At 62.6% G+C, this 12,575-nt stretch carries 12 protein-coding genes; 9 read left to right on the forward strand and 3 right to left on the reverse strand.

The genetic code is table 11. The features are described 5' to 3' along the window. Positions 1 to 37 precede the first annotated feature (37 nt). Complete coding sequence (locus M4J40_RS19790; protein WP_251756140.1) at positions 38 to 1,477, forward strand: diguanylate cyclase; 1,440 nt, start codon at positions 38 to 40, stop codon at positions 1,475 to 1,477. A gap of 564 nt (positions 1,478 to 2,041) precedes the next feature. Then, a complete protein-coding gene (locus tag M4J40_RS19795; protein ID WP_251756141.1) occupies positions 2,042 to 2,482 on the forward strand; it encodes a hypothetical protein in 441 nt (146 codons plus the stop codon). A gap of 88 nt (positions 2,483 to 2,570) precedes the next feature. Here M4J40_RS19795 and M4J40_RS19800 read toward each other — a convergent pair whose 3' ends face one another. Further along, complete coding sequence (locus tag M4J40_RS19800) at positions 2,571 to 3,227, reverse strand: alpha/beta hydrolase (RefSeq protein WP_251756142.1); 657 nt, start codon at positions 3,225 to 3,227, stop codon at positions 2,571 to 2,573. 297 nt (positions 3,228 to 3,524) lie between these two features. On the opposite strand from M4J40_RS19800, the gene M4J40_RS19805 reads away from it, so the two are divergent. From M4J40_RS19805 to sufA, 7 genes are all read left to right on the forward strand, one after another. Continuing rightward, a complete protein-coding gene (locus M4J40_RS19805; protein ID WP_257235316.1) occupies positions 3,525 to 4,700 on the forward strand; it encodes a cysteine desulfurase family protein in 1,176 nt (391 codons plus the stop codon). Between the two features lie 82 nt (positions 4,701 to 4,782). After that, positions 4,783 to 6,258, forward strand: a complete 1,476-nt coding sequence (gene sufB / locus M4J40_RS19810; RefSeq protein ID WP_251756144.1) for a Fe-S cluster assembly protein SufB — start codon at positions 4,783 to 4,785, stop codon at positions 6,256 to 6,258. A gap of 101 nt (positions 6,259 to 6,359) precedes the next feature. Further along, positions 6,360 to 7,112, forward strand: a complete 753-nt coding sequence (gene sufC, locus M4J40_RS19815) for a Fe-S cluster assembly ATPase SufC (protein WP_251756145.1) — start codon at positions 6,360 to 6,362, stop codon at positions 7,110 to 7,112. 12 nt (positions 7,113 to 7,124) lie between these two features. Then, positions 7,125 to 8,447 (forward strand): Fe-S cluster assembly protein SufD, encoded by a 1,323-nt coding sequence (gene sufD, locus M4J40_RS19820; protein ID WP_251756146.1) that lies wholly within the window; start codon positions 7,125 to 7,127, stop codon positions 8,445 to 8,447. 45 nt (positions 8,448 to 8,492) lie between these two features. Continuing rightward, entirely contained in the window at positions 8,493 to 9,728 is a 1,236-nt protein-coding gene (locus M4J40_RS19825) for a cysteine desulfurase (protein ID WP_251756147.1), read from the forward strand. A gap of 14 nt (positions 9,729 to 9,742) precedes the next feature. Then, complete coding sequence (locus M4J40_RS19830; protein ID WP_251756612.1) at positions 9,743 to 10,120, forward strand: SUF system Fe-S cluster assembly protein; 378 nt, start codon at positions 9,743 to 9,745, stop codon at positions 10,118 to 10,120. A gap of 189 nt (positions 10,121 to 10,309) precedes the next feature. Next, positions 10,310 to 10,675: a Fe-S cluster assembly scaffold SufA gene (gene sufA, locus M4J40_RS19835; protein WP_251756148.1), complete on the forward strand. Its 366-nt coding sequence runs from the start codon at positions 10,310 to 10,312 to the stop codon at positions 10,673 to 10,675. Positions 10,676 to 10,716: 41 nt separating this feature from the next. On the opposite strand, the gene M4J40_RS19840 is transcribed toward sufA, so the two are convergent. Together M4J40_RS19840 and M4J40_RS19845 are read right to left on the reverse strand one after the other, a co-directional pair. Further along, entirely contained in the window at positions 10,717 to 11,199 is a 483-nt protein-coding gene (locus M4J40_RS19840; RefSeq protein ID WP_251756149.1) for a hypothetical protein, read from the reverse strand. A gap of 221 nt (positions 11,200 to 11,420) precedes the next feature. After that, entirely contained in the window at positions 11,421 to 12,362 is a 942-nt protein-coding gene (locus M4J40_RS19845; protein ID WP_251756150.1) for a 1-phosphofructokinase family hexose kinase, read from the reverse strand. Between the last annotated feature and the right edge of the window lie 213 nt (positions 12,363 to 12,575).

Genomic DNA, 12,575 nt, shown 5'->3' on the forward strand with positions numbered 1-12,575 from the left:
GGGTGGGGTGGCATGTTGCGCCGCTCCAGGAGGAAGAATGACCGCCAAGCTGGACCGGATGCGCATGATTCCGCTGATCGGCGCCATCCTAGCCATCGGCTTCCTGATCACCAACATGGTCAGTTATCTCGTAGCGGTCGACACCGTGAGGCAGTCGATCGTCGAGACCGAGCTGCCGCTGACCGGGTCCAACATCTATTCCGAGATCCAGACCGATCTGGTGAGGCCGATCCTTGTGTCCTCGCTGATGGCCAACGACACGTTCGTGCAGGACTGGCTGCGTTCGGGCGAACTCGATCTGGGAGCGATCACTCGCTACCTCCAGCGCATCCAGCGCCAGTACAACACCTTCACGGCCTTCCTGGTCTCGCGCGACACGCAGGCATACTATCACTTCCAGGCGCCGCCACGGCACCTCAAGCGCAACGACCCTGCCGACATCTGGTTCTTCCGGTCGATCGACGCTGCCGCTCCCTATGAGGTCAACGTCGACATCAACAAGCAGCAGAACGACGCGCTGACCGTGTTCATCAACTACCGGGTCGTCGATCATGACGGCAAGATGATCGCGCTTGCCGGTGTCGGACTGGATTTCCGGACAGTGCGCAACATCGTGGCGCGCTATCGCGATCAGTTCGATCGCAACATCTACTTCATCAATGCGCGCGGCGAGATCGTGGTGGCGACGGACGCGGATACGCCGGTCGGCGCCTCCATTCGGAAGTCCGAAGGGCTCGATGCCATCGCCGATCGCATTCTTCGCGAGGAGAACGGCGAGTACTCGTTCAAGCGCGACGGGCGAACCATCCTGCTGTCGCATCGGCTTATTCCCGATCTTGGCTGGCGGGTAATGGTCGAGCAGGACGAGGCAACGGCGATTCGGCCGTTGTGGCTCGGCTTTCTTTTCAACCTCGCCGTTGGCTTCGTCGTCATCGTCGTATCGCTCGTCCTGGTCTCGTTGGCTTTCCGCATCTACAAGAAGCGGATCGGCGATGTGGCTTTCCGCGACAGTTTGACTGGTCTTGTCAACCGGGCGGGGTTTGAAGCGGAATTCGACGCGCGCGCGTCCTCCCGGCGGGCTTCGCCTGAACCGCTCGGCCTGATCCTGGTCGATCTCGATGCTTTCGGTGTCTTCAACGATCGGTTCGGTCGTGCTTCCGGCGACGCGGCCCTCGGCAAGGTTGGGCGCATCGTGACCGATGTCGCAAGTGGCGTCGGCGTTATTGCCCGTCTCGACGGAGACGTTTTCGCGATCATTCGGGAAGGCGGTGTCGATGTCGCCACGCGACTTGCCGACAGTCTCGTGAAGGTCATCGGCGCGGAGACCTTCGGCGAGGGCATTCATGCCCAGTTGACGGCAAGCATCGGCGTTACGCCGCTTGGGGCCGGTGAGGCCCGCAGTCTTGCGATGGAACGCGTGGAAAGGGCTCTGCGCAAGGCGAAGGCCGCCGGTGGCGATCGAGTCTGCCTCGCCTGATCTTTCGAGGCCAAAGCCGGGTGCGGCACATATCGCCGTGCCTGCTGACAGGCACATGGTGCCGATCCAGCCCTTTGCAATCTCGGGCACACTGAAAGTGTCTGCCAGTCCTCGGGCGGATGCCTGCGCGACGATCTTCTCCCTGTTGCGCCTACCGTCCATTACGCGTTGTTCCCCTGAGTTGAGGGGCGCAAGGACGGTATCGCGCTTACCGTGTGAAATGGCCTTTGATTCGATAGATGGTTGAAACGCCTGTTCCTTTTACAGCTAGAAAATTATCCGGCTGTTTCGGGAGCGTGCCATTGCCTCGCTAGTCTACGCGCTTGTCGGGCAAGTGGTCGGTAAGGTAAAAATCACGGGTAAATATTTCCCTCTGTTATCCTTGGTCTGATTACTGCAGGAATTGACCATGGTTAAGTGAAATCGCGTATAATTTAAGTACGATTTTATCGAGGTATGACGATTCTGCATGGCCGTTAAGGATGTTGTTCTCTTGAACTTCTTCACGCCAGTGTTATCTTCTTCTGAGAGTGTTGCGTCGAACATATTTTGGGAGGATGTGTCATGAACGTCACCGAAGTGTCCTTCGTCGCAGCGGCCGCTGCTGTGGCGAGCGGTAAGGCTTTGCCTGCCATTGGTCAGACTCCTGCTCGCTATGCCGGGCACGCCTTCGAGACCGGGGCCGATGCTCCCGATCGTCCGGGCGTCTTCGTGCTGACGACGGAACTGTCCGGGCGCGCCCATCCGATCTATATCGGGGAGAGCGAGTCCGTGATCGTCGCGGTGTCGGCTGTCCTGGCCGCCAACCCCATTCTGAAGCGGCTTACCGCAGGGGTGTTCTGGAAGGCTTGCCCCTTCGCTCTCGACCGGAGGCATCTCGTCGAGGAGTTGATCGAGGAGTACCAGCCTCATTTCAATGCCGCCGTTGAACCGGACAAGCGCGAGCGCGCGTCCGAGCGGGACGACTGGGTGCTGGACCCCATCGAGTTGATCGCCCGCTTCTGAACTGCCATTGCTGGTAGCGACGACAAGCAAAAGGGCCTCGAACCGTCGGTTCGAGGCCCTTGTATATTGGCTGCCGGATCGAGGATCGTCAGCCTTCGTCGGGCTGACTGGCGAGGCGCATGTCGAGATAGTTCCCGCAGTGCTCGATCAGTTCTTCGATCTTCTGGTCGAAGAAGTGGTTGGCGCCTTCGATGATCTTTTGATCGATGACGATTCCCTTCTGCGCCTTCAGCTTGTCCACCAGCGCCTGCACATCCTTCTGCGGCACCACCTTGTCGATGTCGCCGTGAATGATCAGGCCGGAGGACGGGCACGGGGCGAGGAACGAGAAGTCGTTGAGGTTGGCCGGCGGGGCAATCGAGATGAAGCCCTCGATCTCCGGACGGCGCATCAGAAGCTGCATGCCGATCCATGCGCCGAAATCGAATCCCGCGACCCAGCAAAAGCGCGCTTCCGGATGAATCGACTGCACCCAGTCCAGCGCGGATGCGGCGTCCGACAGTTCGCCCGAGCCGTGATCGAACTGGCCCTGGCTTCGGCCGACGCCACGGAAGTTGAAGCGCAGGACGGCAAAACCGCGCTCCTTGAACATGTAGAACAGCCGATAGGCGATCTGGTTGTTCATGGTGCCGCCGAATTCCGGATGCGGATGCAGAATCATGGCGATCGGTGCGTTTCGCACGGTGGCCGGCTGGTAGCGGCCCTCGATGCGCCCGGCAGGGCCGTTGAAGATCACTTCGGGCATGTTGTCCTCGATCTCGACCCTTGGCCTCAGGCCATTGCCGTCACCGGCGAAGGCCCGTCATATTGACGCGGCAAGGGTCTGGTCCTAGATTTAGAATTACTCAAAACTGATGCGAACAGCGCATCGTTTCGGCTCATGCGCTTGCACTGGACCGCCGGCTAGTCCGGCGTCAAGAAAAATCGCATCCTCAAGGGTCGTAGAGCGCTCGCCCGCCGGTCTGGCGGCCCAAAAGCGGATGGTATAGTGAACGCGCAACGTGGTCGGGCTTCAGTCCGGCAGCTGCGAATGGGGAAGGGTATGGCGGAGGCGCGCCTCTATTTCGATTGGAACGCCGGAGCGCCAATGAGAAAGGCTGCTCGGACGCGTCTCGTCGAGTTGCTCGACCGGCCTGGCAACGGTTCGTCCGTGCATGCCGAGGGCCGGGCTGCCCGCGCCGTGCTGGAAGGTGCGCGCCGGTCGGTGGCGCGGCTCTGTGGGGCAGAGGCAAAAGGCGTCACTTTCTGTTCCGGGGGCACGGAGGGCGCCAACACGGTGTTGACGCCGGACTGGACGCTGTTCGGCAAGCCATATCGGCTGGACCGGCTGCTCGTGTCTGCGGTCGAGCATCCGGCAGTGGCGCGCGGCGGTCGTTTCCCGGCGGAACGCGTCGAAGTCGTCCCGGTCGATGGCGACGGTGTCGTTGATCTCGCGTTTCTGGAACGCCGCCTTGCCGAACTTGCTGCGGTGGGAGAGCGCGCGCTTGTTTCGGTCATGATGGCCAACAACGAGACGGGCGTCGTCGAGCCTGTGGCCGACGTGGCCCGTCTTGCCAGGGTGCATGGAGCATTGGTTCACTCCGATGTCGTGCAGGCGGCCGGCAAAGTGCCGATCGACATGGAAGCGCTCGGGTTGGACGTCGTGACTCTTTCCGCCCACAAGCTCGGAGGCGGGCAGGGTGTGGGCGCGATCGTGCGCGGGCGCAACGGTTTCGCCTTTCCACCGCTCGTCACTGGTGGCGGACAGGAATCCTGGGCGCGGGCCGGTACCGAGAATGTCGCGGCCATCGCCGCCTTCGGCGTGGCGGCCGATGCCGCGCTCGCCGATCTCCCGGCGATGGCGGAAGTCGCCGCCAGACGCGATCGCATCGCGGCAATGATCCGCGATGTCGCACCGGACGCGGTCATGTTCGCAGAGGGGGCGCCCCGGCTGTCGAACACGCTTTGCTTTGCCGTGCCGGGCGTTGCGGCCGAAACCGCGGTGATCGCCTTCGATCTTGCCGGCGTGGCGCTGTCGTCTGGGTCGGCCTGCTCGTCGGGCAAGGTGACGGCGAGCCCTGTTCTGACGGCAATGGGCATCGAGCCGATGCTGGTGAAAAGCGGGCTGCGCGTGTCGATCGGGGCGGAGACTTCCGACGAGGAGATCGACGCCTTCGGTTTGCGGGCGCGCAACGTCTTCGCCGCTATGAAGAAACAACATGGGACCACCGCAGCCTGAGTGACTACCGGCTGCGGAAAAAAGCGACTACATTGAGGACAGATTTCCCACGGTCCTTGAAACCGCGTGGAAGGAGCAAGAGATGGCAGCAGTCAAGGAGACGGTCGATCAGGTTCTGTCGATCGACGTCGACAAGTACAAGTATGGCTTCGTCAGCGATATCGAGTCGGACCTGGCCCCCAAGGGGCTCAACGAGGATATCGTTCGCTTCATTTCGGCCAAGAAGGACGAGCCGGAGTGGCTGACCGAATGGCGGCTTGAGGCGTTTCGTCGCTGGCAGACCATGGAGGAGCCGACCTGGGCGCGTGTAGACTACCCGCCCATCGACTTCCAGGATCTTCACTATTACGCCGCGCCGAAGAAGACGGCGGGCCCGAAGAGCCTCGACGAAGTCGATCCCGCTCTGCTCGAGACCTACAAGAAGCTCGGCATTCCCCTGAAAGAGCAGGAAATCCTGGCCGGCGTCCAGAAGGGCGAGCGGCAGGTGGCCGTTGACGCCGTGTTCGACAGCGTCTCCGTGGTCACCACCTTCAAGGCCGAGCTGGCCAAGCATGGCGTCATCTTCTGTCCGATCTCCGAAGCGGTGAAGACCCATCCGGAACTGGTGAAGAAGTATCTCGGCTCGGTCGTGCCGGTGAGCGACAACTTTTACGCCACGCTGAACTCGGCGGTGTTCTCCGATGGCTCCTTCGTCTATGTGCCGAAAGGCGTGCGCTGCCCGATGGAGCTGTCGACCTACTTCCGCATCAACGAGAAGAAGACCGGCCAGTTCGAACGGACGCTGATCATCGCCGACGAAGGCGCCTACGTGTCCTATCTCGAGGGCTGCACGGCGCCCTCCCGCGACGAGAACCAGCTCCATGCCGCCGTGGTCGAGCTGATCGCCCTCGACGATGCCGAGATCAAGTATTCCACCGTCCAGAACTGGTATCCGGGCGATGCGGAAGGCAAGGGCGGCGTCTTCAACTTCGTGACCAAGCGCGGCGATTGCCGGGGCAAGAACTCGAAGATCTCCTGGACGCAGGTGGAAACCGGCTCGGCCATCACCTGGAAGTATCCGAGCTGCATCCTGCGCGGCGACAACTCGCGCGGCGAGTTCTATTCGATCGCGATCTCAAATGGCCGCCAGCAGGTCGACAGCGGCACCAAGATGGTTCATCTCGGCAAGAACACGTCGTCGAAGATCATCTCCAAGGGCATCTCGGCCGGCCGTTCGAACAACACCTATCGCGGCCTCGTGTCGGTCGGCCGCAAGGCCTCCGGCGCCCGCAACTTCACCAACTGCGACAGTTTGCTCATCGGTAACAAGTGCGGCGCCCATACCGTGCCCTACATCGAGAGCAAGAACGCCTCGGCCATCGTCGAGCACGAAGCCACCACGTCGAAGATTTCGGACGACCAGATGTTTTACTGCCTGCAGCGCGGACTGCCGCAGGAGGAAGCCATCGCCCTGATCGTCAACGGCTTCGTCAAGGACGTGCTGCAACAGCTGCCGATGGAGTTCATGGTGGAGACGCAGAAGCTGATCGGCATCAGCCTCGAGGGTAGCGTCGGCTGATTCAGCCGGGCGCACCGTGACGGCGTCTTTTCTTCTTTAATGACCAATGACAACGGCTTCCGCCACGTGCGTCGAGGCCAAACGGACGACAGGACAGAACCATGCTCGAGATCAAGAACCTTCACGCACGGATCGGCGACCGCGAGATCCTCAAGGGGCTCACCCTTACGGTGAAGCCCGGTGAGGTGCATGCCATCATGGGGCCGAATGGCGCAGGCAAGTCGACCCTCTCCTACATCCTTGCTGGCAAGGACGATTACGAGGTGACCGAGGGCGAGGTGCTGCTGAACGGCGCTTCCATCCTCGATCTCGAGCCCAACGAGCGGTCGGTGGCGGGCTTGTTCCTCGCCTTCCAGTATCCGATCGAGATCCCCGGTGTCGCCACCATGACCTTCCTCAAGGCGGCGCTCAACGCGCACCGCAAGGCGAAGGGCGAGGGCGAACTGACGACGCCCGAGTTCATGAAGCTGGTGAAGGGCGTCGCAGAGAAGCTCAACATTACTTCGGACATGCTGAAGCGTCCGGTCAACGTCGGCTTCTCCGGTGGCGAGAAGAAGCGCGCCGAGATCATGCAGATGGCGTTGCTGCAGCCGTCGATCTGTATCCTCGACGAAACCGACTCCGGTCTCGACATCGACGCGCTGAAGGTGGTGTCGGAAGGCGTCAACGCCTTGCGCTCGCCCGACCGTGCCTTCGTGGTGATCACCCATTATCAGCGCCTTCTCGACCACATCGTGCCGGACATCGTGCACGTGCTTTCGGACGGGCGCATCGTTCGCACCGGCGGGCCGGAGCTGGCGCTCGACCTCGAGAAGAACGGTTACGCGGCCTACGTAGCGAACGCGGCCGCCTGAGGGGGGATGACCATGGTTGCCACCCCTGTTCGTACGCCGGCTGAACTGGCGCTTGCCGCTCGCTATCCGGCCGAGAGGACGTTGTTGCCCGGAACGGCCGACGTCATCGCCATCCGTGATGCCGCCTTCGGCGGCGTCGAGAAGAGCGGCCTGCCGCATCGCCGGGTCGAGGACTGGAAGTACACCGACCTGCGCGCCCGGCTGAAGACTTTCCCGCCCGCTGCCGGTGCCGGCGACGTGGCGCGCGTGCGGATCGCCGCGCCGGCCGTGGAGGGGGACAAGGCGCGCCGCCTCGTGATTGCCAACGGTCGCTATCGGCCCGAGCTGTCCGATCTTGAGGACCTTGAGCCTGGTCTCTCCATCTTTTCGCTCGCCACGGCGCTTGAGGCGGGTGACGTTGCGGCAGTTGCCGCGTTGAAGCTGGACGATGCCATCGCGTCGAACACGGCGGTGGCGCTCAACACGGCTTTCATGACCGACGGCCTCGTCATCGGCGTGGCCAATGGCGTCGAGATCGAGCGGCCGGTGGAGCTCGTCCACATCGCGGAGGGCGCGTCCGCCGCGTCGACGGCGGTGCGTCACCTCGTCACCGTCGGCAAGGGCGCCCGCCTGACGCTGATCGAGACGATCGAGTCGCTCGACAAGGTCGCCCACCATTCCAACGTGATGACGGTCGTCGACGTTGGCGATGGAGCGAAGGTCGACCATATTCGCCTGCAGCTTGAGCCAGACGAGGCGGTCAGCATGACGTCGCTGGTGGCCAAGATCGGCCGGGAGGCGAATTTCGACACCTTCAACGCGGCGTTGGGTGCGGGGCTTGCCCGTGCGCAGATCTTCGCCGAGTTCGCCGGTCGCGATTCCCAGGCCGGCTTCCGTGGCATCACCATGCTCGGCGGGCGGCGTCATGCCGACACGACGTTGTCGCTTGTCCACGGAGCCGAGAACTGCCAGAGCCGGGAGCTCTACAAGGCCGTGATCGACGGTGAGGCGCGTTCGGCCTTCGCCGGTCGTATCGCCGTGCCGGCTCATGCCCAGAAGACCGACGCGCGCATGATGACGGCGTCGCTCCTTCTCTCCGAGGAGGCCGAGGCCGACGCCAAGCCGGAACTGGAAATCTTCGCCGACGACGTTCAGTGTGGCCATGGCGCCACCTGCGGCGCCATCGACGAGGACCTCCTGTTCTATCTCCTGTCGCGCGGCATTCCCAAGGCGGAGGCCGAGAGCATGCTGATCCTCGCCTTCCTCGGCGAGGCGATCGACGAGATCCAGAACCAGGCCGTGCACGACGCCCTCATCCACCGCGTCGAGGGCTGGCTGAAGACCAGGGCGGCGTAAGCCGGCATCGCCGCCCGGCGTGCCGGGTGGCCAAGACAAGAGACGATGAAGATGTCCGTTTCGTCCTATGACGTCGAAGCCGTACGCGGGGATTTCCCGATCCTTGCCGAAAAGGTCTACGGCAAGCCGCTGGTCTATCTCGACAACGGCGCGTCCGCGCAAAAGCCGCTCGCCGTGCTCGACCGCATGCGCCACGCCTACACCCACGAGTATGCCAACGTGCATCGCGGGCTGCATTACCTGTCGAATGCCGCCACCGAAGCCTACGAGGATGCCCGCGAGGCGGTGCGCGCCTTCCTGAACGCACCGTCGACGGAGCAGGTGATCTTCACTCGCTCCTCGACCGAGGCGATCAATCTGGTCGCGGCCAGTTACGGCGGCATGGTGCTGGGCGAGGGCGACGAGGTCATCCTCTCCATCCTGGAACACCATTCCAACATTGTGCCGTGGAACTTCCATCGCGAGAAGAAGGGCGTCGTCATCAAGTGGGCGCCGGTTCGGGACGACGGCAGCTTCGACCTCGAGGCTTTCGAGAAGCTCTTTACGCCGCGCACCAAGATCGTCGCCATCACGCAGATGTCCAACGTCACCGGCACCATCGTGCCGATTCGCGAAGTGACGCGCATCGCCCATGCACACGGCGCGGTGGTGCTGGTCGACGGCAGTCAGGGCGCGGTGCATTTGCCGGTCGACGTTCAGGAGCTCGATGCCGATTTCTACGTTCTGACGGGACATAAGGTTTACGGCCCCACCGGCATCGGCGTGCTCTACGGCAAGAAGCACCTTCTGGAAGACATGCCGCCCTGGCAGGGGGGCGGCGAAATGATCGAGACGGTGACCACCGAGGGGGTCACCTACAACGCGCCGCCGCATCGCTTCGAGGCGGGGACGCCGCCGATCGTCCAGGCGATCGGCCTCGGCGCGGCACTTCGCTACATGGAAAGTCTCGGTCGGGAGGCTATCCTCGCCCACGAGACCGACCTGCGCGACTATGCCATGCTACGGCTTGGCGAAATGAACTCCGTCCGGATCTACGGCACCACCAAGGAAAAAGGCGCCATCGTTGCCTTTTCGATGAACGGAGCGCACGCCCATGACGTCGCCACCGTCATCGATCGTTCCGGTGTCGCCGTTCGTGCCGGCACGCACTGCGCCATGCCGCTGCTTGCCCGCTTCGGCGTGACCTCGACCTGCCGCGCCTCCTTCGCTCTCTACAACACGCGCGCCGAAGTCGACGCGCTGGTCACGGCCCTCAGAAAGGCCGAGGCCCTGTTCGGATGACCGACATGACCGAGATGAGCAACCAGACCGAACCGTCCCCCAATCAGCCCGAAACCGTCGGCGGCTCGGCTCTCTCGCCGGCCGAACTCGAGCGCATCACCGACGACATCATCGCGGCGCTGAAGACCGTCTACGATCCTGAGATTCCGGCCGACATCTACGAGCTCGGCCTCGTCTACCGGATCGATATCGACGACGATCGCCTCGTCACCATCGACATGACTCTGACTGCGCCGGGCTGTCCGGTGGCTGGTGAAATGCCGGGTTGGGTCGAGAACGCCGTCGGCGTCGTGCCTGGCGTTTACGGCGTCAAGGTGAACATGGTGTTCGATCCGCCGTGGACACCCGACCGGATGAGCGAGGAAGCGCAGGTCGCAACCGACTGGTACTAAGCCGGTTTTCCTGTAGATCGCATATGGTTCGCGGCCGCCGGAGACGTTCGGCGGCCGTGGCCGTTCAGGGCCGCTTTGGGGCGGCGCAATGCGGCCATGCGGCATGACGCTTGTCCGAGCTGCGTTTGCTCCCTATTTTCAGCTGGATCGCCTCAGCCTTGAACCGGGGTGGATTGGGAGATTGATGATATGGCTCTCGCCAAGTTTGCCGTGATGACGTTGACCGAGGCCGCTGCCGAGCGCGTGCGCGAGATTGTCGGCAATGCCGATGACGCCGTGGGTGTTCGTCTCGGGATTAAGAATGGCGGCTGCGCCGGCATGTCCTACACGCTCGATCTGGCCCGAGAGGCCCAGCCGGGCGACGAGCGTGTCGAGGCGCACGGCGCCACCGTGTTCGTCGAGGCGAAGGCGGTGCTGTTCCTGCTGGGTACGGAAATGGACTTCGAGCAGACGCCGCTCCGCACCGGATTCGTCTTCCGCAACCCCAATCAGGTGGGGTCATGCGGTTGCGGCGAGAGCGTCAACCTGAAGCCGGCCGAACGAACGGACGCCTGAGAGCCGGGCGCCAAGGACTTGAGGCCTTCTGCCGTCAGTTCCTAAAGGTGATCAGCCCCCCGAGACGATGCCGTGTTTGTCGGTTCGGAGTCGTCGGTGTGCGACGCTCGATATCTTTCTGCCAGCCACTGGTTGAAGACGCGGCGGGACCGCATGATGTCTTCCTGGCTGCTTTCATCGTTCACCGACAACAGGGTGTCCAGGCGTTCTCGAAACGCATCTGCGCCCGAATGCCCGGGAACCGAGGCGCCGCTTTGATTGCTCCCCGGCTCGTTCCACTGGGGGAGCCAGGAAGCCGGGTCCATATCGGTGAAGCGGAAGGCGTAAATTACCTTGTTGCCAGTCGTCGAGCCGGTTTGAGCGGAATCGTTGGCTGTGCCTTGGTCCGCCTCGGCCTCTCTTTTGTAAGTCTCGAAGTCGGCGAGCATGTCGCTCGTGAGGTCGACCAGCTTTATTCGACCGTTCGCCACTGACCAGACATTTTCCGGATCGATCGGCACTGTTGCCATTGCGGTTCTGATCATCTGCTTCCTCATGCGAACCGGTGGAACACAAGGATGGGAGCAAGCAAATCTCATTCCGCATGAATACCGTTCAGATTCAGTGAGTTGGTCTCGCTTCGACTATCGTTCTGGTGTCTCTTTTTGCCGGCGTGGGCAATAAATACCGAGCCGCCGGTGCCCCCAGCAAAAAGAGGAGCAGGCCGGTTGGCCCGCTCCTCTTTACCTTGGGTCCTTCCGCGATCTTACCAGTTGTTCTGGTGAGCGCCGAGTTCCTCGAGAATGCGATCGACGTCCGCCTTCTGGCAGAGCTGCGTTCCGGGACTCATCACCGAGGCCGTGCCGGAGGCAACGCCAAGACGGAAGGCATCTTCGGGAGTGAGGCCGGAGGCGAGGCCGTAGACCATGCCGCCGACGAAGCTGTCGCCAGCGCCGGACGCACTCTTCACCTCGACTTCTGGCGCCTTCAGGAAGAGATGGTTGTCGGCCGTGACCAGCAAGGCTCCGTCGCCGCCCATGGTGATGGCGATCATTTTCACCCTGCCGGATGCAATGAGCTCCTTGGCCGCCGGGACCATGTCGTCAACGGTGGGGAGGGGGCGACCGACCAGCTTGGCGAACTCGCCTTCGGACGGCTTGAACAGGGTGATGCCACCGCGCTCAAGCGCCAGTTCGAGCGGCTTGCCCGATGTGTCGAGCACGAGATTGCCGCCGCGCTCGATCACCAGATCGGCGAGCTGGACGTAGAAGCTCTCCGGCATGCCGCGGGGCAGGGAGCCCGAACCGACGCACCAGTCCCACTCCAGATCCTTGAGCGCGTAGAGGCAGCGTTTCCACTCGATTTCGCTGACTTCCGGGCCTTCCGGGATAAAGCGGTACTCGAGGCCGGTCGACCGCTCGTAGACGAGGTGGGCGACGCGGGTGGATTGGGCGATCGGAATGCGTCGGCGCGGAATATTGCGAGCCGCCAGCAATTCATCGAACATTTGCCCGGTGGTCCCGCCCGACATGTAGAGGGCGATCGAGCTGCCGCCGAGCTCCTGGACCACGCGCGTGACGTTGATGCCACCACCACCGGGATCGTGCTGCTCGTTGGTGATGCGAATCTTGTGGGTGTGACGGACGACCTCGGCCTCAGCCGTGTCATCGATGGATGGATTGAGTGTGAGCGTGACGATCGGTTTCATTGGTCGCTATTTCATCGCCCGTTCGTTGTTTCGTAACGGCCCAGTTCCAGACGCTTCCTGCTTTCCACCGGTTTGCGCGCCATGTTCGGCGTCTTCTTCCGGTCCCGTCGGCATGGTGAGTTTGTCACTACGCCTTTTGGATCGGTTGTCGGTTTAACGCGGTTTCGCTACAAAAGCCATGTCGTAGATCAACTACACTGCGGTGGAGTGTGC

Origin of the sequence: Pleomorphomonas sp. JP5 (assembly GCF_023721815.1) — a bacterium.
GTDB lineage: Bacteria > Pseudomonadota > Alphaproteobacteria > Rhizobiales > Pleomorphomonadaceae > Pleomorphomonas.

Excerpts from the sequence above, each read along its gene's own strand:
- M4J40_RS19790 (WP_251756140.1), top strand. The coding sequence starts at position 38 with ATGACCGCCAAGCTGGACCGGATGCGCATGATTCCGCTGATCGGCGCC.
- M4J40_RS19795 (WP_251756141.1), top strand. The coding sequence starts at position 2,042 with ATGAACGTCACCGAAGTGTCCTTCGTCGCAGCGGCCGCTGCTGTGGCG.
- M4J40_RS19800 (WP_251756142.1), bottom strand. The coding sequence starts at position 3,227 with ATGCCCGAAGTGATCTTCAACGGCCCTGCCGGGCGCATCGAGGGCCGC.
- M4J40_RS19805 (WP_257235316.1), top strand. The coding sequence starts at position 3,525 with ATGGCGGAGGCGCGCCTCTATTTCGATTGGAACGCCGGAGCGCCAATG.
- sufB (WP_251756144.1), top strand. The coding sequence starts at position 4,783 with ATGGCAGCAGTCAAGGAGACGGTCGATCAGGTTCTGTCGATCGACGTC.
- sufC (WP_251756145.1), top strand. The coding sequence starts at position 6,360 with ATGCTCGAGATCAAGAACCTTCACGCACGGATCGGCGACCGCGAGATC.
- sufD (WP_251756146.1), top strand. The coding sequence starts at position 7,125 with ATGGTTGCCACCCCTGTTCGTACGCCGGCTGAACTGGCGCTTGCCGCT.
- M4J40_RS19825 (WP_251756147.1), top strand. The coding sequence starts at position 8,493 with ATGAAGATGTCCGTTTCGTCCTATGACGTCGAAGCCGTACGCGGGGAT.
- M4J40_RS19830 (WP_251756612.1), top strand. The coding sequence starts at position 9,743 with ATGAGCAACCAGACCGAACCGTCCCCCAATCAGCCCGAAACCGTCGGC.
- sufA (WP_251756148.1), top strand. The coding sequence starts at position 10,310 with ATGGCTCTCGCCAAGTTTGCCGTGATGACGTTGACCGAGGCCGCTGCC.
- M4J40_RS19840 (WP_251756149.1), bottom strand. The coding sequence starts at position 11,199 with ATGATCAGAACCGCAATGGCAACAGTGCCGATCGATCCGGAAAATGTC.
- M4J40_RS19845 (WP_251756150.1), bottom strand. The coding sequence starts at position 12,362 with ATGAAACCGATCGTCACGCTCACACTCAATCCATCCATCGATGACACG.